20 protein-coding genes are annotated in these 22329 nt (G+C 62.2%); 16 read left to right on the top strand and 4 right to left on the bottom strand.

Annotated features, from left to right (window positions below; all coding sequences use genetic code 11):
• Positions 1-11 precede the first annotated feature (11 nt).
• Positions 12-1163, bottom strand: a complete 1152-nt coding sequence (gene ydcS / locus J5M56_RS06435; RefSeq protein WP_060478395.1) for a putative ABC transporter substrate-binding protein YdcS — start codon at positions 1161-1163, stop codon at positions 12-14.
• 215 nt (positions 1164-1378) lie between these two features.
• On the opposite strand from ydcS, the gene J5M56_RS06430 reads away from it, so the two are divergent.
• From J5M56_RS06430 to J5M56_RS06360, 15 genes are all read left to right on the top strand, one after another.
• Positions 1379-2065 (top strand): tellurite resistance TerB family protein, encoded by a 687-nt coding sequence (locus J5M56_RS06430; RefSeq protein ID WP_207870360.1) that lies wholly within the window; start codon positions 1379-1381, stop codon positions 2063-2065.
• 126 nt (positions 2066-2191) lie between these two features.
• Complete coding sequence (locus J5M56_RS06425) at positions 2192-3814, top strand: methyl-accepting chemotaxis protein (RefSeq protein WP_186477761.1); 1623 nt, start codon at positions 2192-2194, stop codon at positions 3812-3814.
• A 5-nt stretch (positions 3815-3819) separates the two neighbouring features.
• Entirely contained in the window at positions 3820-4326 is a 507-nt protein-coding gene (locus J5M56_RS06420; RefSeq protein WP_207870358.1) for a chemotaxis protein CheW, read from the top strand.
• Entirely contained in the window at positions 4323-5567 is a 1245-nt protein-coding gene (locus J5M56_RS06415) for a protein-glutamate O-methyltransferase CheR (RefSeq protein ID WP_186477763.1), read from the top strand. The genes J5M56_RS06420 and J5M56_RS06415 overlap by 4 nt, the downstream gene beginning before the upstream one ends.
• Complete coding sequence (locus J5M56_RS06410; RefSeq protein ID WP_207870356.1) at positions 5564-6229, top strand: chemotaxis protein CheW; 666 nt, start codon at positions 5564-5566, stop codon at positions 6227-6229. The genes J5M56_RS06415 and J5M56_RS06410 overlap by 4 nt, the downstream gene beginning before the upstream one ends.
• A complete protein-coding gene (locus J5M56_RS06405; RefSeq protein WP_207870354.1) occupies positions 6226-8502 on the top strand; it encodes a hybrid sensor histidine kinase/response regulator in 2277 nt (758 codons plus the stop codon). Before J5M56_RS06410 ends, J5M56_RS06405 begins: the two co-directional genes overlap by 4 nt.
• Positions 8499-9512 carry a chemotaxis response regulator protein-glutamate methylesterase gene (locus J5M56_RS06400; RefSeq protein WP_207870352.1) on the top strand — a complete coding sequence of 338 codons (1014 nt, stop codon included), beginning with the start codon at positions 8499-8501 and terminating at the stop codon, positions 9510-9512. The genes J5M56_RS06405 and J5M56_RS06400 overlap by 4 nt, the downstream gene beginning before the upstream one ends.
• Before the next feature lie 51 nt (positions 9513-9563).
• Positions 9564-10568, top strand: a complete 1005-nt coding sequence (locus J5M56_RS06395; protein WP_186477766.1) for a PleD family two-component system response regulator — start codon at positions 9564-9566, stop codon at positions 10566-10568.
• 90 nt (positions 10569-10658) lie between these two features.
• Positions 10659-11754, top strand: a protein-coding gene (prfB, locus tag J5M56_RS06390) for a peptide chain release factor 2 (protein ID WP_155500272.1) whose coding sequence is annotated in 2 segments (ribosomal slippage) — positions 10659-10730 and positions 10732-11754 — 1095 coding nt in all. Because the reading frame shifts where the segments join, the coding sequence is not laid out codon by codon here.
• Between the two features lie 93 nt (positions 11755-11847).
• Positions 11848-13350: a lysine--tRNA ligase gene (lysS, locus tag J5M56_RS06385; RefSeq protein WP_060478386.1), complete on the top strand. Its 1503-nt coding sequence runs from the start codon at positions 11848-11850 to the stop codon at positions 13348-13350.
• Between the two features lie 205 nt (positions 13351-13555).
• Positions 13556-14260 (top strand): TetR family transcriptional regulator, encoded by a 705-nt coding sequence (locus tag J5M56_RS06380; protein ID WP_060478385.1) that lies wholly within the window; start codon positions 13556-13558, stop codon positions 14258-14260.
• A 29-nt stretch (positions 14261-14289) separates the two neighbouring features.
• Positions 14290-14838: a hypothetical protein gene (locus J5M56_RS06375; protein ID WP_186477768.1), complete on the top strand. Its 549-nt coding sequence runs from the start codon at positions 14290-14292 to the stop codon at positions 14836-14838.
• 43 nt (positions 14839-14881) lie between these two features.
• On the top strand, positions 14882-16159 hold the full coding sequence (locus J5M56_RS06370; protein WP_060478383.1) for a flavohemoglobin expression-modulating QEGLA motif protein: 1278 nt from the start codon (positions 14882-14884) through the stop codon (positions 16157-16159).
• Positions 16131-17054 (top strand): alpha/beta hydrolase, encoded by a 924-nt coding sequence (locus J5M56_RS06365; RefSeq protein ID WP_207870350.1) that lies wholly within the window; start codon positions 16131-16133, stop codon positions 17052-17054. Before J5M56_RS06370 ends, J5M56_RS06365 begins: the two co-directional genes overlap by 29 nt.
• Positions 17051-17377 carry a hypothetical protein gene (locus tag J5M56_RS06360; RefSeq protein WP_060478381.1) on the top strand — a complete coding sequence of 109 codons (327 nt, stop codon included), beginning with the start codon at positions 17051-17053 and terminating at the stop codon, positions 17375-17377. Before J5M56_RS06365 ends, J5M56_RS06360 begins: the two co-directional genes overlap by 4 nt.
• 225 nt (positions 17378-17602) lie before the next feature.
• Here J5M56_RS06360 and J5M56_RS06355 read toward each other — a convergent pair whose 3' ends face one another.
• The 3 genes from J5M56_RS06355 to J5M56_RS06345 all read right to left on the bottom strand — a co-directional run bounded on the left by J5M56_RS06355 (position 17603) and on the right by J5M56_RS06345 (position 19453).
• Positions 17603-18394, bottom strand: coding sequence for an OmpA family protein (locus tag J5M56_RS06355; protein WP_207870348.1), 792 nt, complete (start codon positions 18392-18394; stop codon positions 17603-17605).
• A 49-nt stretch (positions 18395-18443) separates the two neighbouring features.
• Positions 18444-18857, bottom strand: coding sequence for a DUF4398 domain-containing protein (locus J5M56_RS06350; protein ID WP_060478379.1), 414 nt, complete (start codon positions 18855-18857; stop codon positions 18444-18446).
• A 251-nt stretch (positions 18858-19108) separates the two neighbouring features.
• A complete protein-coding gene (locus tag J5M56_RS06345) occupies positions 19109-19453 on the bottom strand; it encodes a hypothetical protein (RefSeq protein WP_060478378.1) in 345 nt (114 codons plus the stop codon).
• Positions 19454-19623: 170 nt separating this feature from the next.
• Between J5M56_RS06345 and ppc the strand changes: the two genes are divergently transcribed.
• The gene (ppc, locus tag J5M56_RS06340; protein WP_207870346.1) at positions 19624-22251 is read left to right on the top strand and encodes a phosphoenolpyruvate carboxylase; all 2628 of its coding nucleotides are present in this window, start codon (positions 19624-19626) and stop codon (positions 22249-22251) included.
• Positions 22252-22329 lie beyond the last annotated feature (78 nt).

Below are 22329 nucleotides of genomic sequence, written 5' to 3'. Positions count from 1 at the left end.
GGCCCCTCCAGTTAGCGCCCGCCCATGATCGCAATGTAGTCCTGGGTCCAGCGGCTGTAGGGCACGAACTTGCCGCCTTGGGCCTGTGGCGTCTTCCAGAAGGCGATCTTGTCGAAATTATCGAAGCCGTTGGTCTTGCACCCTTCGGCGCCCAGCAGTTCGCTGCCGGTGCAGGCGGCAGGTACCGCCGGCAACGAGCCGAACCAGGCCGCTACATCGCCCTGTACCTTCGGCTGCAGCGACCAGTCCATCCACTTGTAGGCGCAATTGGGATGCTTGGCTTCACTGTGCAGCATGGTGGTGTCGGCCCAGCCAGTGGCGCCCTCCTTGGGTATGGTCGAGGCCACCGGCTGGTTCTCGGCCTTCAGGCCATTGACCATGTAACCCCAGGAACTGGTGGCGACCACGCCCTCGTTTTTCACATCGCTCATCTGCACCGTTGCATCGTGCCAGTAACGGTGGATCAGGGGTTGCTGTTGGCGGAGCAGTTCAAGCACTGCCTTGTACTGTGTTTCGTCGAGCTCGTACGGGTCCTTGATGCCTAGCTCTGGCTTGGCGGATTTCAGGTATAGCGCGGCGTCAGCGATATAGATTGGCCCATCGTAGGCTTGCACACGGCCTTTGTTGGGTTTGCCATCGGGCAGCGCTTGCGGCTCGAACACCACCGCCCAGCTGGTCGGTGCCTGTTTGAAGGTGTTGGTGTTGTACAGCAGCACATTGGGGCCCCACTGATAGGGTGTGCCGTACACCTGTTTATCGACCACGTACCAACCTCCGTTCTGCAGGCGCGGGTCGATGGTCTTCCAGTTGGGGATCAGCGCTGTGTTGATCGGCTGCACTCGCTTGCCGGCGATCAGGCGCAGCGAAGCATCGCCGGAGGCGGTGACCAAGTCATAGCCACCTTTGGCCATCAGGCTGACCATCTCGTCTGAGGTGGCTGCGGTCTTTACGCTGACTTTGCACCCGGTTTCCTTTTCAAACCCGGTGACCCAGTCATAGGCTTTGTCGCTTTCACCGCGCTCGATGTATCCGGGCCAGGCGACGATGTCCAGCCGGCCTTCGCCGGCGCCCAGTGCCTTGGGCATCTCGGCTGCCTGCAGGCCGGCGCTGGCCGACAGCGCGCCGATGACAGCGCCGAGCAATGCGGTGTTGTGCACTGACATGGTGTTCCCTCTTGTTGGAGATTTTGGTCGCAGCAGTCGTCAACGAAGCAGTGAAGCGATGGTAAGCGCGTAGGCGCCTGGGGCAGCGGCCGACGAAGACGAGTCTAGTAGGCTTTTTGCCAGCTAATGCAACATCTGGAAGCAAATCCTTCAGTGGCGGGTCACGGCTCAGGCCTTAATCTCGGCTTTCCTTTGCGTACCGTGGAGATGTGCACATGAACACTCGAGGCCTCCTCGACCAATTGCTCAAATCCGGCCAGGAGCTGCTCAACAAGCAGTCTGGTGCGGCCAAACCAGCGGCCGGTGGCGGTAACCTCGGCGGTTTGCTCTCTGGCGTCGGCGGTGGCGCATTGGGGGCTGGTGCCCTGGGCATGCTGTTGGGTAGCAAAAAGGCGCGCAAGTATGGCGGCAAGGTACTGACCTATGGCGGCTTGGCTGCGCTCGGCGTGCTGGCCTACAAAGCTTATGGCAACTGGCAGGCTAAGCAGGGTGCGGACCAGCAGGCCGAACCACGGACCCTCGACCGACTGCCTGCGGAGCAGGCGGAACAGCACAGCCAGGCAGTGCTGCGCGCGCTGGTGGCGGCTGCCAAGTCCGATGGCCATATCGACGAGCGCGAGCGCACGCTCATCGAGGGTGAGTTCACCCGTCTGGACAGCGACCGGGAGTTGCAGCAATGGCTGCACGCCGAGTTGAACAAACCGCTCGACCCGGCCGAAGTCGCCCGCGCTGCGCAAACCCCAGAGATGGCGGCCGAGATGTATCTGGCCAGTGTAATGATGGTCGATCAGGAAAATTTCATGGAGCGCGCTTACCTCGACGAGCTGGCCCGTCAGCTGCAGCTAGACCCGGCCCTGCGTCAGGAATTGGAAAATCAGGTACGGCTCGCCGCAGGCCAATGAACCCGTCAGGCTTGTTATTAAACAAAACAGGCCTGATTACCGTGCATTTCAGCCGCAAAAGCGTAGGAAGGGTGGGCTATACTTCGGCGATTTTTCCCGCTCGTTGTGAATTCCTGAGGGCTGAATGTGAAGAACTGGACCTTGCGCCAACGGATCCTGGCAAGTTTCGCCGTGATCATCGCCATCATGCTGCTGATGATCGTTGCCGCCTACTCGCGGTTGGTGACCATCGAAAGCGCCGAGGAAGCGGTAGGCAAAGACAGCATTCCAGGGGTCTACTACAGCTCGATGATCCGCAGCGCATGGGTCGACAGCTACGTTACCAGCCAGCAATTGGTGGGCCTGTCCAACCACCGCGAGCTCACCCAGGCGGACCTCGAACTGTTCAAAAGCTTCGACGATCGCCTCAAGCAGTACATGGCCAGCTACCAAGGCACCATCAAGGACGCACAAGATCAGCAAAGCTTCGATACCTTCATCAAACTCGAAGAAAACTACCTGAAGGCGGTTGGGCAAGTACTCGATGCCTATCGTCAGCACGACTACAGCCAAGCGCAGCGGTTGATCAGCGAGACGCTCACGCCAGCTTGGGTGGATGGTCGCAAGCACCTCAATACCGTTATCGAGCGCAACCGCCAGTCTGCAGACGCCGCCACCCATGAAATAGTCAACGCCGTGAACACCGCCAAGGGCAGCATGGTGGTCTCGCTGCTGCTGGCAATCGTTGCTGCTGGTATCTGTGGTTTGTTGCTGATGCGGGCCATTACCGCGCCGGTGCAACGTGTGGTACATGCGCTCGATAAACTGCGTTCCGGCGATCTGAGCATGCGCCTGAGCCTGGATCGCAAGGACGAGTTCGGCGCCATCGAAAGCGGCTTCAACGAAATGGCCGAGGCTTTGGCCAATCTGGTGGCCCAGGCCCAGCGCTCGTCGGTGCAGGTCACCACGTCGGTCACTGAGATCGCCGCCACGTCCAAGCAGCAGCAAGCCACTGCCACTGAAACGGCTGCCACCACTACCGAGATCGGCGCCACCTCGCGTGAAATCGCCGCTACCTCACGGGACCTGGTGCGCACCATGACCGAAGTTACCAGCGCTGCCGACCAGGCATCGAGCCTGGCAGGCTCCGGCCAGCAGGGCCTGGCGCGGATGGAAGAAACCATGCACCAGGTGATGGGGGCCGCCGATCTGGTCAACGCCAAACTGGGGATACTTAACGAAAAAGCCAGCAACATCACGCAGATGGTGGTGACCATCGTCAAGGTGGCCGACCAGACCAACCTGCTCTCGCTCAATGCGGCCATCGAGGCGGAAAAGGCGGGTGAATATGGCCGCGGCTTCTCGGTGGTCGCCACCGAGGTTCGGCGCCTGGCCGATCAGACAGCGGTCGCCACTTACGACATCGAGCAGATGGTGCGGGAAATACAGTCGGCGGTGTCGGCCGGGGTGATGGGCATGGACAAGTTCTCCGAAGAGGTGCGCCGCGGCATGTTCGAGGTGCAGCAGGTGGGTGAACAATTGAGCCAGATCATTCACCAGGTCCAGGCTCTGGCGCCCCGAGTATTGATGGTCAACGAAGGCATGCAGGCCCAGGCCACCGGTGCCGAACAGATCAACCAGGCGCTGGCCCAGCTCAGCGATGCCAGCACGCAAACGGTGGAGTCACTGCGCCAGGCCAGTTTTGCCATCGATGAACTGAGCCAAGTGGCTGCCGGCCTGCGCGGTGGTGTATCGCGCTTCAAAGTCTGAGTGCCATGAACCACCTGCATGCCCAGCCGCCAGTCACACCCAGCGCCAAGGGCACACTGTATCTGCAGTTTCGCCTCAAGCAGCAGCGTTTTGCCCTGGACGTTCGCCAAGTGATAGAGGTGCTGCCCCGGCGCACCTTGAAACCGATTGCCCAGGCGCCGGCTTGGGTCGCCGGCATACTGGCGCATCGCGGCAACCTGGTGCCTGTGGTCGACCTCAGCGCATTGAGCTTCGCCCAGCCCGCCGCCGAGCGTGCCAGTACCCGCCTGGTACTGGTGCGTTACCGCGGTGAGCATGTGCTGGGGCTGATTCTCGAGCAGGCCACAGAGACCCTGCGTTGCCAGGCGGACGAGTTCCAACCGTATGGCCTGGATGGCGGCAACGCGCCGTACCTGGGCCCGGTGCGTCAAGATGCCCAGGGCTTGTTGCAACGCATCGAGGTGGATGACCTGCTGACCGACGCTGTGCGCGCATCGTTGTTCCCCGGTGCGCCAGGGCAGGTATTGCCATGAACGCGCAACGATTCTTCCGCTTCCTGCAGGAGCGCATCGGCCTGGATGTCGAGTCGGTGGGCGTGGCAATGGTCGAACGAGCCCTGAGCCAGCGTTGTGTGGCGATTCAGGCCGCCGACCTCGATGATTATTGGGTACGCCTGCAGCAATCGCCCGATGAGCAGCAGGCGCTGATCGAGGCCGTGATCGTTCCGGAAACCTGGTTTTTCCGCTACCCCGAATCGTTCAGCGCTTTGGTAGGGCTGGCCCACAAACGCTTGGCCGAATTGGCTGGCGAGCGGCCATTGCGTCTGCTCAGCTTGCCGTGCTCCACCGGCGAAGAGCCGTACTCGCTTGCCATGGCGCTGCTCGACGCGGGCCTGAGCCCCCTCGACTTTCACATCGACGGGATCGACATCAGCCCAACTTCGGTTGCCAAAGGCGTGAAGGGGTCATATGGGCGCAACTCGTTTCGTGGCAGTGAGCTGTCGTTCCGCGAGCGCCACTTCCACGTGTGCGATGATGGCCATCAGCTGGATCAGAAGGTACGCCGGCAAGTCAGCCTCAGTGTGGGCAACGTGCTCGATCCGGCGCTCGCCAGCCGCAATGGCCAGTACGACTTCGTGTTCTGCCGCAACCTGCTGATCTACTTCGACCTGGCCACCCAGCAGCGGGTGTTCGAGGTGCTCAAGCGCCTTGCGCAACCCCAGGGGGTGCTTTTCATTGGCCCTGCCGAGGGCAGCCTGCTGGCGCGATTGGGGATGCGGCCTTTGGGTATCGCGCAGTCGTTTGCCTACGTGCGGCAAGCGGCCGATGCACCACCAGCGCCGGCCCTGCCGATCAAGCCTGTTGCCCAGCCTATTACCCCAAGCCGTCCGACGCGGGTTCCCGCTTGGCCGGTGCGTGCCACTGGGCCTGCGCCAGCACCCGTGCAGCCACGTGAGAGCGAGAGCGAGTTGCTGGCCGCCATTGCCAGGCAGGCCAATGCCGGCGACAGCTCCCAGGCCCGTGCCAGTTGCCAGCGCTACCTGCGGCAGTTCGCGCCGACAGCCCAGGTTTACTATTGGCTGGGGCTGCTCAGCGACACCGAAGGTGATGCACAGCAAGCGCTTACACATTACCGCAAAGCCCTTTATCTGGAGCCTCAGCATCCTGAGGCACTGCTGCACCTGGCCACGCTGTTGGCTGCCCAGGGTGACGATGTTGGGGCCCGTCGCCTGCAGGAGCGGGCGGCGCGAGTTGGCCGGGAGTCTGAACGATGAAAGATGAACACGCGGTCGAGCTGATGGCCGTGGACGACGAACGTATTGACGATTGTTGGAACCGCATTGGTGTACACGGCAACAAAGCGTGTCCGCTGCTGGCACGACACATTCATTGCCGCAACTGCGAAGTCTATTCGGCGGCGGCCACGCGCCTGCTCGACCGTTATGCGTTGATCGACGCTGACCTGGCCCATGTAGATGCGCCTGCCGAACCCTGTGCTGGCCGTTCGCTGCTGCTGTTCCGCCTGGGCGAGGAGTGGCTGGCTATGGCCACCGCCTGCCTGGCCGAGATCGCCCCTGTGCAACCTGTGCATTCGCTGCCGCACCAACGTTCGCGGGTACTGAAAGGGGTAGCCAACGTGCGCGGTGCGTTGGTGCCATGTCTGTCTTTGGGTGAGCTGCTTGGAGTTGACCGTGCTTCGGACCCTGCGCAGAGCGGCCGGTCCATGCCGCGCATGTTGATCCTGGCGGCGTCAGGCGGGCCTGTGGTGCTGGCGGTCGACGAGATCGACGGTATTCACCGCCTCGATAGCGCGCTGCTGGGTGCCGATGAGGATGCCGCACCCTTCACAGCCGCAGTGCTGCAGTGGCGCGGGCGCAGTGTGCGGGTGCTGGACGACCAGCAATTACTGTCTGCCGTGCAGCGGAGCCTGTCATGACCCCAGAGCAAATGCGCGACGCATCGCTGCTCGAACTGTTCAGCCTGGAGGCTGAAGCTCAGACTCAGGTACTCAGTGCTGGGCTGATGGCGCTGGAGCGCGACCCGGCCCAGGCCGACCAGTTGGAAGCCTGCATGCGTGCGGCGCATTCGCTCAAAGGTGCTGCGCGCATTGTCGGCATCGATGCCGGTGTGAGTGTTGCCCATGTCATGGAAGATTGCCTGGTCGCGGCTCAGGAAGGTCGATTGCTATTGCGTGCCGAACACATCGATGCCTTGCTGCGTGGCACCGATTTGCTGATGCACATCGCCACGCCCGGCGACCCAAACGGCGAGGCGCTGGTGCCGGCGTTCCTCCAGCAGATGGCCAGCTTGCTGGACCCCGGCGCTGCGCCGGCTGCGCCGCCCTTGGCGCCTACTGTGCCCGATGTCCCACTGTCCCCCCCAGCCTCGGCGCTGCCGGCCATTGAAGCCGAGGCTGAGGCTGCGGTGCCGCGCAAGTCCGGCAAACGCGCCGGGGAGGGCGGTGAGCGAGTGTTGCGCGTGACCGCCGACCGCCTGAACAGCCTGCTCGACCTGTCGAGCAAGTCGCTGGTCGAAACCCAGCGACTCAAGCCTTACCTGGCTACCTTGCAGCGCCTTAAACGCATGCACGGGCAAGGCATGCGTGCGCTGGACGGCTTGAAAACACAGCTTGAAGCCAGCGGCCAGAGCCCCGAAGTACTCGACGCGCTGGCCCAGACCCAGCGCCTGCTGCTGGAAACGCAGCAGATCCTGCAGCAGCAGGCCGCCGACCTGGATGAATTCGGCTGGCAGGCCAGCCAGCGCGCCCAATTGCTTTATGACACGGCTTTGGCTTGCCGTATGCGCCCCTTTGCCGATGTTCTCACCGGGCAAAGCCGCATGGTCCGCGACTTGGGGCGGTCGCTGGGTAAGCAGGTGCAATTGCAGATCGAAGGTGAGAAAACCCAGGTCGATCGCGATGTGCTGGAGAAGCTCGAAGCACCACTGACCCATTTGCTGCGTAATGCGGTAGACCATGGCGTCGAGCTGCCTGAGCGGCGCTTGCTGGCGCGCAAGCCGGAAACAGGCACCATCCGCCTGCGTGCTTCGCACCAGGCCGGGCTGCTGATGCTGGAACTGAGCGACGACGGTGCCGGTATCGACCTTGAGCGCCTGAAACGCAATATCGTCGAGCGCGGCCTGTCGCCAGCCGACACCGTGGCGCAGATGAGCGAAGAGGAGCTGCTCAGTTTCCTGTTCCTGCCCGGCTTCAGCCTGCGTGACAAGGTCACCGAGGTGTCGGGGCGTGGCGTCGGCCTGGACGCGGTGCAGCACATGGTGCGCGAACTGCGCGGCTCGATCGGGCTGAGCCAGGTGCCGGGCCAGGGTTGCCGTTTCCAGCTTGAAGTGCCGCTGACCCTGTCGGTGGTACGCAGCCTGGTGGTGGAGGTGGGTGACGAGGCTTACGCGTTCCCGCTGGCGCACATCGAGCGCACGCTGGAAGTGGCGGCCGATGACATCGTACAAATCGAAGGCCGCCAGCACTTCTGGCACGAGGGTCGCCATATCGGCCTGGTCGCGGCAAGCCAGTTGCTCAATCGACCGACAGTACAAGGTGAGGCGAGCAGCCTGAGGGTGGTGGTGATCCGTGAACGCGAGCAGCTCTATGGCGTTGCCGTGGAGCGCCTGGTGGGCGAGCGGGTGCTAGTGGTCATGCCGCTGGACCCGCGCCTGGGCAAGGTTCAGGACATCTCTGCCGGGGCGCTGCTGGACGACGGCTCGGTGGTATTGATCGTGGATGTCGAAGACCTGCTGCGCTCGGTCGAAAAACTGCTGAGCACCGGCCGCCTTGAACGCATCGAGCATGGCGTACAGGGCGCGCGAGGTGCCAGCCGCAAGCGCGTTCTGGTCGTGGACGATTCGCTCACCGTGCGCGAGCTGCAACGTAAGCTGCTGAGCAACCGAGGCTACGACGTGGCAGTGGCGGTGGATGGCATGGATGGCTGGAATGCCCTGCGCAACGAAACCTTCGACCTGCTGATCACCGACATCGATATGCCGCGCATGGATGGTATCGAGCTGGTCACCCTGGTGCGTCGCGACCAACGGTTGCAGTCGTTGCCGGTGATGGTGGTGTCGTACAAGGATCGTGAGGAAGATCGTCGACGCGGCCTCGATGCTGGCGCCGACTACTATTTGGCGAAGGCTAGCTTCCACGACGATGCGTTGCTCGATGCCGTGGTGGAACTGATCGGGAGTGCTCAGGGATGAAAGTTGCCATCGTCAACGATATGCCCATGGCCGTAGAGGCGTTGCGTCGAGCACTGGCGTTCGAGCCTGCCCATCAGGTGGCCTGGGTGGCCGGCAATGGTGCCGAAGCCGTGCGCAAGTGCGCCGAGGACACCCCCGATTTGATTCTCATGGATCTGATCATGCCGGTGATGGATGGTGTGGAGGCTACCCGGCGCATCATGTCCGAATCCCCCTGCGCCATCGTCATCGTCACCGTCGATCGCAAGCAGAATGTGCACCGGGTGTTCGAAGCCATGGGCCACGGCGCGCTGGATGTGGTCGACACTCCGGCACTCGGGGCTGGCGATGCGCGCGAGGCTGCAGCACCTTTGCTGCGCAAGATCCTCAACATTGGTTGGCTGATCGGCCAGCAGCGCTGCGGGCCGAGCAAGCCGGTGTCGGCGCCGATGCGCGAGGCCTCACGGCGCTGTGCTCTGGTGGCAATCGGTTCGTCCGCGGGAGGGCCGGCTGCGCTGGAGGTATTGCTCAAGGGGCTGCCACGCGATTTCCCGGCCTCGATCGTGCTGGTCCAGCATGTTGACCAGGTATTCGCCGCGGGCATGGCCGAGTGGCTGGCCAGTGCCAGCGGGTTGCCCGTGCGCCTGGCGCGCGAAGGCGAGCCGCCACAGCCTGGGCAAGTGCTGCTGGCAGGCACCAATCACCACATCCGGCTGCTACAGGGCGGCCAGTTGGCCTACACTGCCGAACCGGTCAACGAAATCTACCGGCCTTCTATCGATGTGTTTTTCGAGAGTGTGGCGCGTTACTGGAACGGCGAAGCGGTGGGTGTGCTACTCACCGGTATGGGCCGTGATGGCGCCCAAGGCCTGAAGCTGATGCGCCAGCAAGGCTTCATGACGATTGCTCAGGACCAAGCCAGCAGCGCCGTCTATGGCATGCCCAAGGCCGCTGCGGCGATTGACGCAGCGGTAGAAATCCGCCCGCTCGAGCGAATTGCCGGGCGCTTGATGGAAATCTTTGCAAAATGACGATACGTATAGAATCGCGTCAGCCAGGCCATAGTGATCGGGTGACGTCCGATGATTGATCTACCGATCGAGGGTTTCACGACACCGGACGAGAATTCGGCCATGGTGCTTCTGGTAGACGACCAGGCGATGATCGGTGAAGCGGTGCGACGTGGCCTGGCCCAGGAAGACAACATCGACTTCCACTTCTGTTCCGACCCGCACCAAGCGGTGGCACAGGCCATGCGCATCAAGCCTACGGTCATCCTGCAGGACTTGATCATGCCTGGCCTGGACGGCCTGACCCTGGTGCGCGAGTACCGCAACAACCCGGCCACCCAGGACATTCCGATCATCGTCCTGTCGACCAAGGAAGACCCGCTGGTCAAGAGCGCGGCGTTCGCCGCCGGGGCCAACGATTACCTGGTCAAACTGCCCGACAACATCGAACTGGTGGCGCGCATCCGCTACCACTCGCGCTCCTACTTGACCCTGCTGCAGCGCGACGAGGCCTACCGCGCCCTGCGCGTGAGCCAGCAGCAGTTGCTCGACAGCAACCTGATGTTGCAGCGCCTGATGAATTCCGACGGCCTGACCGGGTTGTCCAACCGTCGCCATTTCGATGAGTACCTGGAGCTTGAATGGCGCAGGGCAATGCGTGAACAGCAGCAATTGTCGCTGCTGATGATCGATGTCGACTACTTCAAAGTCTTCAACGACAGCTTCGGCCACCTGGCTGGTGACGAGGCGTTGCGCCAGGTGGCCGAAGCCATTCGCGGCTCCTGCTCGCGTCCGACCGACTTGCCGGCGCGCTACGGCGGCGAAGAGTTCGCCCTGGTGCTACCCAATACTTCGCCCGGCGGGGCGCGGCTGGTGGCCGAAAAACTGCGCCAGAGCGTGCTCGCGCTGAACATTGCGCACAACGCGCCGGCAGCCGACTCGCGCCTGAGCGTGAGCATCGGGCTGGCCACCCAGGTCCCGGCCATCGGCAGCCATTGCCGGCAACTCATTTCAGCGGCAGACAAGGGTTTGTATCTGGCCAAGAACAGCGGGCGCAACCAGGTCGGTATCGCCTGAGGCGGATGCGGCTGCCCAACGGGCTGCCGCCGCTCCCTGGATCGGTTATACTCGCGGGCTTTTCACCGAATTCGCACGAGTAGCCAGCCCATGGAAATCCAACCGATTCTGAACACCATCAAGGACCTCACCGAGCGTTCCCTGTCCATTCGGGGGTATCTTTGACTACGATCACAAGCATGACCGCCTGATCGAAGTCAACCGCGAGCTCGAAGACGCCGCTGTCTGGAACAAGCCAGAATACGCACAGGCCCTGGGCCGCGAGCGTGCCATGCTGGCCCAGGTGGTTGAGACCCTGGACAACATGGCCAACGGCCTGGCCGACTGCAAGGACCTGCTCGACATGGCCGTCGAGGAAGGTGACGAAGGCGCCGTCAGCGATGTCGTGACCGAACTGCAAGCCCTGGAAGAATCCCTGGCCCAGCTCGAGTTCCGTCGCATGTTCAGCGGCGAGATGGACATGAACAACGCCTACCTGGACATCCAGGCCGGCTCCGGTGGCACCGAGGCGCAGGACTGGGCCAACATCCTGCTGCGCATGTACCTGCGCTGGGCCGACAAGCGCGGTTTCGACGCCACCATCATCGAGTTGTCCGAAGGCGAAGTTGCCGGCATCAAGGGTGCCACCGTGCACATCAAGGGTGAGTATGCCTTCGGCTGGCTGCGCACCGAGATCGGAGTGCACCGCCTGGTGCGCAAGAGCCCGTTCGACTCCGGCGCCCGTCGCCATACCTCGTTCTCGGCCGTGTTCGTGTCCCCCGAAATCGACGACAAGGTCGAGATCGAGATCAACCCGTCCGACCTGCGCATCGACACCTACCGTTCCTCCGGTGCCGGTGGTCAGCACGTGAACACCACCGACTCGGCGGTGCGTATCACCCACGTACCGACCAATACCGTAGTGGCTTGCCAGAACGAACGCTCCCAGCACGCGAACAAAGACACCGCCATGAAAATGCTGCGGGCCAAGTTGTACGAGCTGGAAATGCAAAAACGCAACGCCGCCTCCCAAGCCCTTGAAGACAGCAAGTCGGACATCGGCTGGGGCCACCAGATCCGCTCCTACGTGCTGGATGACTCGCGTATCAAGGACCTGCGCACTGGCGTGGAGCGCAGTGATTGCCAGAAGGTCCTGGATGGCGACCTTGACCAGTACCTGGAAGCGAGCCTCAAGCAGGGGCTGTAAGCCGCACACCACTGCCGCGCTACCTGGTTAGTTGCCGGTAGCGCGTGCCCTGCCCGAAAAGGGCAACGAATACCTGATGGAAACTATGACGACATGAGCGACCTCAAGACCGAATCGCAAGACCTGCAACAGGAAGAAAACGCCCTGATCGCACTGCGCAAGGAAAAACTTGCCGCAGAGCGCGCCAAGGGCAATGCCTTCCCCAACGACTTCCGTCGCGACAGCTACTGCAACGACCTGCAGAAGCAGTACGCGGACAAGACCAAGGAAGAGCTGGAAGCAGCCGCGATCCCGGTCAAGGTTGCCGGCCGCATCATGCTCAACCGTGGCTCGTTCATGGTCATCCAGGACATGACCGGCCGCATCCAGGTCTACGTCAACCGCAAGACCCTGCCGGAAGAGACCCTGGCTGCCGTCAAGACCTGGGACCTGGGCGACATCATCAGCGCCGAAGGCACCCTGGCCCGCTCCGGTAAGGGCGACCTGTACGTCGAGATGACCAACGTGCGCCTGCTGACCAAGTCGCTGCGCCCACTGCCGGACAAGCACCACGGCCTCACCGACACCGAGCAACGCTACCGCCAGCGTTACGTCGACCTGATGGTCAACGAAGAAACCCGCCACACCTTCCGTGTGCGTTCGCAGGTGATCTCGCACATTCGCAAGTTCCTCATCGAGCGTGACTTCCTCGAAGTCGAAACGCCGATGTTGCAGACCATTCCAGGTGGGGCTGCGGCCAAGCCATTCGAAACCCATCACAACGCCCTGGACATGGCGATGTTCCTGCGGATCGCGCCGGAGCTGTACCTCAAGCGCTTGGTCGTCGGTGGTTTCGAGAAGGTCTTCGAGATCAACCGCAACTTCCGCAACGAAGGCGTTTCGACCCGGCACAACCCTGAGTTCACCATGCTCGAGTTCTACCAGGCCTACGCCGACTACCGCGACAACATGGACCTCACCGAGGAACTGTTCCGCGAGCTGGCGCAGTTGGTACTAGGCAGCACCGACGTGCCGTACGGCGACAAGGTCTTCCACTTCGGTGAGCCATTCGCCCGTCTGTCGGTGTTCGACTCGATCCTCAAGTACAACCCGGAGCTGACCGCTGCCGACCTGCAGGACGTCGACCGTGCCCGCGAGATCGCCAAGAAGGCCGGTGCCAAGGTGCTCGGTCACGAAGGCCTGGGCAAGCTGCAGGTGATGATTTTCGAAGAGCTGGTCGAGCACAAGCTGGAGCAGCCGCACTTCATCACCGAGTACCCGTTCGAAGTTTCGCCGCTGGCCCGCCGCAATGACGAAAACCCCGCCGTGACCGATCGCTTCGAGCTGTTCATCGGTGGCCGTGAAATCGCCAACGCCTACTCCGAGCTCAACGACGCCGAAGATCAGGCCGAGCGCTTCCTGGCCCAGGTGGCCGAAAAGGACGCCGGTGACGATGAAGCCATGCACTACGACGCCGATTTCGTTCGCGCGCTGGAGTACGGCATGCCGCCGACGGCTGGTGAAGGCATCGGCATCGACCGTCTGGTGATGCTGTTGACCAACTCGCCATCGATCCGCGACGTCATCCTGTTCCCGCACATGCGCCCACAGGCCTGAGTCGTTCCAATCAGCCGCCTCTCGAGGCGGCTTTTTCTTGCCTGAAGCTTTATGTTGTCCGTACCGGCTTGCCCGCGGCTGAAGCCACCCCTACACCGGCTGCGCACGCCCCGAAGGCTTTGCGGTCCTTGTAGGAGCGGCTTTGGCCGCGAATAGTCCAGCACTGTCGAACACTGTTCACGAGGTACCCCCTGTGACACCCGCAATGCCTCATCAGGGCGCCGCCGGCATCGCCACCGCCGTCGCCGAAAGCGTGCAGTACCAAGGGCGCAAGACCGCCCGTCAAGGCAGCGAACAACGCCGCCAGCTCATTCTCGACGCGGCCATGCGTATTGTGGTGCGCGATGGCGTGCGGGGCGTGCGCCATCGCGCCGTGGCCGCCGAGGCGGGCGTGCCGCTGTCGGCCACCACCTACTACTTCAAGGACATCGAGGACCTGCTGACCGATACCTTCGCCCAATATGTCAAACGCAGCGCCGACTATATGGCCAAGCTGTGGGCCAATACCGAAGTCGTGCTGCGCCAGCTGCTGGCCCAGGGTGATGGCAGCGTGCAGTCGCGGGCGCGACTGGTTGACGAAATCGCGCGCATGACGGTCGATTACGTTCAGCGCCAGTTGCTCAACCGTCGCGACTTCATGATGGCCGAGCAGGCCTTCCGGCAAGAGGCATTGCTGTGCCCGCGCTTGGCAGAGCTGGTGTGTGCCCATGAGCAGATTCTGCTGCATGGCGCTCGCCAATTGCTTCAAGTGGTGGGTTCGCAGCAGCCGGAGCAGGACGCCCAGATGTTGACGGCGATTATCGAGCAGATGGAATATCAGGGCCTGCTCAAGGATGCCGATGCGCAAGCCGATGGGCAGATGCTCGCTATGCTTACCCGTTACCTGCACCTGGTGTTGGCATCGGCCTGAGCACAGACCGAATTTTCAAGGAGAACCTGATGAAAGCCTGGCGTGTGGTGTTGTTGACGTTGTCATTCCTCCTGCTGGGCGGTTGTCTGGTGACCTTCCACGAGCCGCTGCCGAGCAACCAGGTAGCGCCCAAGGCCCTGCTCGGCAAATGGAGCAGCAAGGACGCCTGGGGCGAACCTTTGAAGCTGACCATCAGCCGCATGGGTGACGGAGCCTACAAAGCGGTGGCCAAGGCCCAGGGCAAGGCGGCCGAGCAATACACCTTCACCGTCTCGCGCCATGGCAACCGCTGGTACCTGTCGGCTGGCGTACCCAAGGGGCAGGGTGGCAACTTTGTGATAGGCGGGTTCGATATCGTCGATGGCAAAGAACTGGTGCTGTATAACCTTGACGTCGAGCAGGTGCGCCAAGCGGTCGAGAACAAGGAGCTTTCCGGGCATAACACCCAAGTCGCGGATGAAAATGAGCAGGGCGTGCTGATCGACAGCCCGTCACCCCGTGTGCTGGCATACCTGGATGACCCGGCGAACTCTGACCTGTTCGTGGAAGTGGCGCGCTTCCAGCGCGCCGGCAAATGACCGCGTGACCGGTACCGGTATCTTGTTCGAGAAAGGAGCCTAAGTGGACGAATACCAGCAAACCATCCGAGCCCTGTCTGACCGCATCGTCACGGCGCAGACGCCGATCCGGGTTCTGGATGCGGTGAAGTGGGATGAAAACATTCGCCAGGGCTTTCTCAAGGCCAAGGGCAAGGAGCCACCCGCTGTCGATCGCGCTTACTACCAGGCTCGCCCGCTGGCGTTCGACTCCAGTGCGGTGAAGGCCGAGTTCCAGGCCATCGAGCGTGACATCATTCGTCAGCTCGGCCAGTTCAACCCGGTCGGGCAAATCATGAAGCGCATGTGCCGCGAGTACCGCATGGTGGTGCGCATGCTCGAAGCCCGTGGCACCGAAGACTTCGGGCTGATCTCCCAGGAACTGTACGGCGCTGCTTCCGACGCTTTCCATGCCGGTGACCCAACCCTGGCTGACCTGGGGCTGATGCTTTCGGACTACCTGAACAATATCGACGGGCGTGGCGATCTCAAGGACGAGCCGAAGAACCTCACTGCCAAACAGGCCGTAGACATTCTTCAGGGCCGCCTGAACAAAGTGTTCGGCGAAGCCGAGGAAACCATCCGCGTGTTCGAGTCTGACGGCATCGTCGCCGATGCCGCCGCAGGTGCCGACTACATCAAGGTGCGCGCCGATGCCATGTTCAACAACCGCGACGTGCGTGCGCTGGAGGTTCACGAAGGCCTGGTGCATGTCGGAACCACCCTCAACGGCCTGAACCAGCCTATCTGCACTTTCCTGGCCAAGGGGCCGCCCTCCTCGACAGTGACCCAGGAAGGCCTGGCCATCCTGATGGAAGTGATCGCGTTCGCTTCCTACCCCAGCCGTCTGCGCAAACTGACCAATCGCACCCGCGCCATTCACATGGTCGAGGAGGGTGCCGACTTCCTTCAGGTGTTCGACTTTTTCCGCAGCCAGGGTTTCGAGATCGAGCAGAGCTACAGTAACGCCAGCCGTGTGTTCCGCGGTTCGGTGCCTGATGGCCTGCCGTTCACCAAGGACTTGTCCTACCTCAAGGGCTTCATCATGGTTTACAACTACATTCAATTGGCCGTGAGGAAAGGCAAGCTCGAGCAGATCCCGCTGTTGTTCTGTGGCAAAACCACCCTGGAAGACATGCGTACCCTGCGCCAATTGGTCGAAGAGGGGCTGGTAGAGCCTCCCAAGTATCTGCCGGAACAGTTCCGTGACCTCAACGCACTATCGGCCTGGATGTGCTTCTCCAACTTCCTCAACCACCTGAGCCTCGATCGCATTGAAGCTGATTACGCAAACATTCTGTAACCGCTGGCGCCTGCTCGCCCTGACATTGCTCATGCTTGGCCTTGGCGGCTGCAGCAGCTTGTTGTTCTACCCAGAACCCGGCCAGGCATTCACCCCAGCGCGGGCCAAGCTTGAGTACCGCGATATCAGCCTGACCACCGCCGATGGTGTGCGCCTGCACGGTTGGTGGCTACCGGCCAAGGCCGGCGTGCCAGTCAAAGGGACGGTGCTGCACCTGCACGGCAATGGCGGCAACCTGCCAGGCCACCTGGGTGGCAGCTACTGGCTCCCGGAGCAGGGTTATCAGGTGTTGATGATCGATTATCGGGGCTATGGCCTTTCCGAAGGCTCACCGAAACTGCCTGAGGTTTACCAGGACATAGAAGCGGCGATGGTTTGGCTGGACCAGGCCCCCGAGGTCAAGGGCAATCCTCTGGTGCTGCTCGGCCAGAGCCTGGGCGGGGCCATGGCCATCCACTATCTGGCGCAGCACCCCGATCAGCGTCAGCGTTTCAGCGCCTTGGTGTTCGATGGCGTGCCTGCCAGTTACCGTGAAGTTGGGCGCTATGCGTTGAGCACCGCGTGGTTCACATGGCCACTGCAGGTGCCGTTGTCCTGGTTGGTGCCCGATGGCGACAGTGCAATCCGTTCGATCGGGCAACTGAGCAGCCCGCCGAAGCTGTTCTTTCACAGTATCGACGATGCCCTGGTGCCGATGGACAGTGGCATCCGCTTATATCAACGAGCACCCCCACCGCGGGTATTGCAGCTGACCCGGGGCGACCATGTGCAAACGTTCGCGGACCCGGTGTGGCGCCAGGTGATGCTGCGCTTTCTCGATGACCCCAGCCATTTCAACGGCCTGCGGCGGCTTGCCGAAGTACCCAACTACCCTGACGAGAGCAATACCCAATGAGCGAAGAACGCAACGCCATCCCGCTGATTCTGACCGGTGTCGGCAGCATCATCGTGACGGTAGGGGCCCTCTGGTACTACGGCTACCTGCATTTCGCCAAGCCTGAGGATGCGCTGCTGTTGCAGGATTTCACCATGCTCAAGACCATCCCAGGCGAGGATTACAAGGTTTCGCTGGATCCAGCGCCTCAGTTGGCTCAGTGCGTGGACGGGGTACTGGTGCTGTTCGATACCGAACAGAAGGGTTTGACGGGCGTGTTGGTCGACAGCCGTAAGCGCGCAGTGCGCTGCATGGGCGAACAGACGCCACAGCAGGTGCAGTAAGCGCCTAGGGGCGGTGGTTGGCTGGGGCCTGTGAAGCGCCCTTTGGCCTGATACAGCGCAGGTGCACTGCTCGACCTGTCGGCGTCCACCTCGCTCAGGACTGAGCAAAAAAAATCCGATACCTGTTTGCTGGTATCGGATTTTTTTTCAGATTCCCGGCTTGGGCTCAAGGGTTCAAATTAATCACATCGAGCCGCGAAGCGGGGGGCTGGGATTTGCCACACCTTATTGCTTGGCTTGGCTCATCGAGCGAGGTGCGACCGGCTGGTTGTCGTTGGAGATGGTCACTTCAACGCGGCGGTTCTGCGCACGGCCCGAGTTGCTGGAGTTATCGGCAACCGGATACTCCTTGCCATAGCCCTGGGCGACGATGCGGGCTGGGTCGACACCTGCGCGTACCAGGGCCATGCGCACGCTGTTGGCACGGCGCTCGGACAGGCTCTGGTTGTAGCTGGCCGAGCCGACGCTGTCGGTGTACCCCTCGACGATCACCTTGCGCTCAGGGTTTTCCTGGAGGAACTGAGCCAGCTTGGTGATGTTCGGGTAGGCGTTGCTCTTGAGTTCGGCTTTGTTGAAGTCGAACAGCACATCGCCGAAGGTCACCAGGGTGCCACGGTCGGTCTGCTTGGCATTGAGGCTGTCTTGCAGCTTGGCGATCTGTGCATCGCGAGCGTCGAGCTTGGCCTGGGCGCGTTGGGCCGCGGCATTTTTCAGCTCGCCTTCAGCAGTGCGCAGAGCGATGGTCTGCTTGGCGACTTCGACGCGCTGATTGGTCAAGTAGGCCAGCTGGTCGACCTTCTTCTCGTCCTCACGGTCCATGTAGGCCTTGTCGGCCTTGTTCAGCCAGTCCTGGGCATCCTTGGTTTCCAGCGCGGCAACTTTGCTGGCCTGCGGGTCGCTTTGCAGGGCCGAGAAGTTGGTGCGGGCCGATTCCAGGTTAGGGTTCGGGTCGTGGGAGCAGGCAGCGAGACCGACGCTCAGGGCCAGCAGGGCGGGGATCATGACGTAATTGCGCATAGTGTTCATCCTTTGATCGATTGCGAAGGCTTAAGGGGCGTGGCAGCGTTCACTGAGCGCTACGCATGCCTTCCTGGCGTACATCTTGAACACCCTGGCGGGCGTCCTGCACGGCCTTCTGGGCCTTGGCTGCCTGGGCCTTGCGCTCGGCTACGCGGGCATCCCATTCAGCCTGCTCGGCCAGCATCTTGGCTTTTTCGTAGTTCTTGTCGTGCATGGCGATTTCCGCCTGCTTGAACTTGTCCTGAGCCGATTTCATTTCCACAGCAGCGTACTCGGTGCCGCCGGCACTGACGGCCGAGTTAACGGCCGATTGGGTGACAGCGTACTGTTCGGTCGGCGGATTACCTGCACAGCCCGCCAGTACCAGGCTGCTGCCCAGTGCCAGGGCGGCCAGTTTGAGCCCGCGCAGGTTGGAGAATGAAGGTTTAGCAGTGCGGCTGTTCATGGTGGTCAGCTCCATTGGATCACTCCTGATAACGATATCCGTAGCAGTCCATCGCTAATCCCCGACCATGCTCCATTGCAGGTGTGCAGGGTTTTAGCGTGATGGCTATTGGCTGGGACTTGATCTTTTTTTGAATAGTTCAGAAAAAAATTCCCACGACTGGGTATGTTTTTCTGACTGACCGGTCAGTGTGCTTTGCCTGGAACTTTCAATGTTTGCAGGGGTATCCCAGGCTCATTGCGCGCCTGGGATCCGACCCTGGCCGCTCAGCGGCCGTTGTCTTCGCCAGTGTTGCTGAGCGTGTGCAGGTGCTGTCGTGACAGCGCCAAAAAGCGCGGGGTAGGGCCGACATCTTCGTACATCGGGTCGCCTTCTTCATCGGTAGCGATGACCTTGCGACCCTGCACGTACGGGAAGCTGGCTTCCAGCTCCTCCAGTGCGGCTGCCACCAGTTCACCGAGTAGTTCCTCGGCGGTGCGCTTGGGGTACATGTCGATTAAAGCCGCCAGGCGTGCCTCGGACTCAAGGTCCAAGTGCAAAGCATGGCCGGTGGGGCTCAGGGTGCCGGCGGCATTCTGTTCCCAGTGTTGGGCGAGTTCGCGGATTTTCATGATGACCTCTATCAACGCCGTAGAAGGCTGCTTCACATCGGACTGCTACGCCTTGACTTTAGTTTGCTTCACGCGATCACGGCTTGCCTTTGAGACTCGGCAGTGGGCACTCTTGGCCTAGTGCTGTTTTCTGAATGGAGCGTGGGCGAACCGCGTTCAAGAGAGGGCCAATGACTGATATCGATGTGCGCTTGCGTGAAGATGTCCATGTGTTGGGGGAGTTGCTGGGCGAAACCATTCGCCAGCAGCACGGTGAGGCGTTCCTGCAAAAGATCGAGGATATCCGCCACAGTGCCAAGGCCGACCGCCGAGGGCCGGGCGAGCAGTTGAGCTCGACCTTGGCTGACCTTGCCGAAGAGGACCTGCTGCCGGTTGCGCGGGCCTTCAACCAGTTTCTCAACCTGGCCAACATGGCCGAACAGTATCAACTGATCCGTCGCCGCGATGCCGGCCAGCCTGAGCCCTTCGAAGCGCGGGTACTGCCCGAACTGCTGACGCGTCTCAAGCAGGCCGGGCACAAGGATGATGCGCTGGCCCGGCAGTTGGCCAAACTCGATATCCAACTGGTACTCACCGCACACCCCACCGAAGTTGCCCGACGCACGCTGATCCAGAAATACGATGCCATTGCCGCCCAACTGGCGGCGCAGGACCATCGCGACCTGACGCCGGCCGAGCGCCAGCAGGTGCGTGAGCGCCTGCGCCGGCTGATTGCCGAGGCCTGGCACACCGAAGAGATCCGCCGTACGCGGCCAACTCCAGTGGACGAGGCCAAATGGGGCTTCGCAGTCATTGAGCATTCGCTCTGGCAGGCCATTCCCAATCACTTGCGCAAGGTCGACAAAGCGCTGTTCGAGGCCACCGGCCTGCACCTGCCGCTGGAGGCGGCACCCATTCGTTTCGCCTCCTGGATGGGCGGTGACCGCGATGGCAACCCCAATGTCACCGCCGCCGTCACCCGGGAAGTGTTGTTGCTGGCGCGCTGGATGGCCGCAGACCTGTTCCTGCGCGACGTCGACGCGCTGGCGGCGGAGCTGTCCATGCAGCAAGCAAGCCCCGCCTTGCAAGCTCGGGTGGGTGAAAGCGCCGAACCATACCGGGCGGTGCTCAAGCAATTACGCGATCGCCTGCGCGCGACCCGAGCCTGGGCCCACACTGCGCTCAGCAGCAGCCAGCCGCCCAGCGCCGACGTGCTGGTGGACAATCGCGACCTGATTGCACCCCTTGAGCTGTGCTATCAGTCACTGCATGCATGCGGCATGGGCGTGATCGCCGATGGCCCGCTGCTCGACAGCCTGCGCCGGGCGGTGACCTTCGGCCTGTTCCTTGGTCGCCTGGATGTGCGCCAAGATGCAGCCCGGCACCGGGACGCGATGGCCGAAATCACCGATTACCTGGGTTTAGGCAGTTACGCCGAGTGGGACGAAGAGCGTCGTATCGAATTCCTGCAAGCCGAACTGAAAAACCGCAGGCCACTGCTGCCAGCGCATTTCAAGCCCCAGGCCGAAACCGCCGAAGTCCTTGCCACTTGCCGTGAAATCGCGGCTGCGCCAGGTGCTTCTTTGGGCTCCTACGTCATTTCCATGGCCGGCGCGGCCTCCGATGTGCTGGTTGTGCAATTACTGCTCAAAGAAGCTGGCCTGACGCGGCCGATGCGTGTGGTGCCTCTGTTCGAGACCTTGGCCGACCTGGATAACGCCGGCCCTGTGATGCAGCGCCTGCTCGGTCTGCCGGGCTATCGCACTAGCCTTCGCGGGCCGCAGGAAGTGATGATCGGCTACTCCGACTCTGCCAAGGATGCAGGCACCACGGCGGCCGCCTGGGCCCAGTACCGCGCCCAGGAAAACCTGGTGCGTATCTGCCGCGAGCATCAGGTCGAGTTGCTGCTGTTCCACGGCCGCGGGGGCACTGTCGGCCGTGGCGGCGGCCCAGCCCATGCCGCGATTCTGTCGCAGCCACCTGGCTCGGTCGCAGGGCGCTTCCGGACCACCGAGCAGGGTGAGATGATCCGTTTCAAGTTCGGTCTGCCGGGTATTGCCGAGCAGAACCTGAACCTGTACCTGGCTGCCGTGCTCGAAGCTACCCTGTTGCCGCCCCCGCCGCCTGAGCCGGCCTGGCGGGCGCTGATGGACCAACTGGCAGCCGATGGCGTGAAGGCCTATCGCGGCGTGGTGCGTGAGCACCCTGACTTTGTCGAATACTTCCGCCAGTCTACCCCCGAACAGGAACTGGGCCGCCTGCCATTGGGCAGTCGCCCGGCCAAACGCCGCGCCGGTGGCATCGAAAGCCTGCGGGCGATACCGTGGATCTTCGGTTGGACCCAAACGCGGCTGATGCTGCCGGCCTGGCTTGGGTGGGAGACTGCGCTTGGCAATGCCTTGGCCCGCGGCCAAGGCGAGCTGCTGGGGCAAATGCGTGAGCGCTGGCCATTTTTCCGCACCCGTATCGACATGCTGGAGATGGTGCTGGCCAAGGCCGACGCGGAAATTGCCAAGGCCTACGACGAACGTCTAGTGCAACCGCAACTGCTGTCTTTAGGTGCGCATCTGCGCGACCTATTGTCGCAGTCCTGCCAGGTGGTATTGGGGCTTACCGGGCAGTCGGTGCTACTGGCCCACAGCCCAGAGACCCTGGAATTCATCCGTCTGCGCAATACCTATCTGGACCCACTGCACCGCCTTCAGGCCGAGTTGCTGGCCCGCTCGCGTAGCCGTGAAGCCGCTCTGGATAGCCCATTGGAGCAGGCCTTGCTGGTGACTGTCGCCGGCATTGCCGCCGGGCTGCGCAATACCGGTTGAGGCCCGTTGGCCACAACGGTGCGCCCGAGCACTTTATGGGCCAACACAGTGCAGAAAAGGTGGTTGCGCCTGGCGCAA

Origin of the sequence: Pseudomonas sp. 51_B, assembly GCF_017491595.1 — a bacterium.
In the GTDB taxonomy this organism is placed as follows: Bacteria; Pseudomonadota; Gammaproteobacteria; order Pseudomonadales; family Pseudomonadaceae; genus Aquipseudomonas; species Aquipseudomonas promysalinigenes.
This window is presented reverse-complemented; position numbering and strand designations above follow the sequence as displayed.

Excerpts from the sequence above, each read along its gene's own strand:
- ydcS (WP_060478395.1), bottom strand. The coding sequence starts at position 1,163 with ATGTCAGTGCACAACACCGCATTGCTCGGCGCTGTCATCGGCGCGCTG.
- J5M56_RS06430 (WP_207870360.1), top strand. The coding sequence starts at position 1,379 with ATGAACACTCGAGGCCTCCTCGACCAATTGCTCAAATCCGGCCAGGAG.
- J5M56_RS06420 (WP_207870358.1), top strand. The coding sequence starts at position 3,820 with ATGAACCACCTGCATGCCCAGCCGCCAGTCACACCCAGCGCCAAGGGC.
- J5M56_RS06415 (WP_186477763.1), top strand. The coding sequence starts at position 4,323 with ATGAACGCGCAACGATTCTTCCGCTTCCTGCAGGAGCGCATCGGCCTG.
- J5M56_RS06410 (WP_207870356.1), top strand. The coding sequence starts at position 5,564 with ATGAAAGATGAACACGCGGTCGAGCTGATGGCCGTGGACGACGAACGT.
- J5M56_RS06405 (WP_207870354.1), top strand. The coding sequence starts at position 6,226 with ATGACCCCAGAGCAAATGCGCGACGCATCGCTGCTCGAACTGTTCAGC.
- J5M56_RS06400 (WP_207870352.1), top strand. The coding sequence starts at position 8,499 with ATGAAAGTTGCCATCGTCAACGATATGCCCATGGCCGTAGAGGCGTTG.
- J5M56_RS06395 (WP_186477766.1), top strand. The coding sequence starts at position 9,564 with ATGATTGATCTACCGATCGAGGGTTTCACGACACCGGACGAGAATTCG.
- lysS (WP_060478386.1), top strand. The coding sequence starts at position 11,848 with ATGAGCGACCTCAAGACCGAATCGCAAGACCTGCAACAGGAAGAAAAC.
- J5M56_RS06380 (WP_060478385.1), top strand. The coding sequence starts at position 13,556 with ATGCCTCATCAGGGCGCCGCCGGCATCGCCACCGCCGTCGCCGAAAGC.
- J5M56_RS06375 (WP_186477768.1), top strand. The coding sequence starts at position 14,290 with ATGAAAGCCTGGCGTGTGGTGTTGTTGACGTTGTCATTCCTCCTGCTG.
- J5M56_RS06360 (WP_060478381.1), top strand. The coding sequence starts at position 17,051 with ATGAGCGAAGAACGCAACGCCATCCCGCTGATTCTGACCGGTGTCGGC.
- J5M56_RS06355 (WP_207870348.1), bottom strand. The coding sequence starts at position 18,394 with ATGCGCAATTACGTCATGATCCCCGCCCTGCTGGCCCTGAGCGTCGGT.
- J5M56_RS06350 (WP_060478379.1), bottom strand. The coding sequence starts at position 18,857 with ATGGAGCTGACCACCATGAACAGCCGCACTGCTAAACCTTCATTCTCC.
- J5M56_RS06345 (WP_060478378.1), bottom strand. The coding sequence starts at position 19,453 with ATGAAAATCCGCGAACTCGCCCAACACTGGGAACAGAATGCCGCCGGC.
- ppc (WP_207870346.1), top strand. The coding sequence starts at position 19,624 with ATGACTGATATCGATGTGCGCTTGCGTGAAGATGTCCATGTGTTGGGG.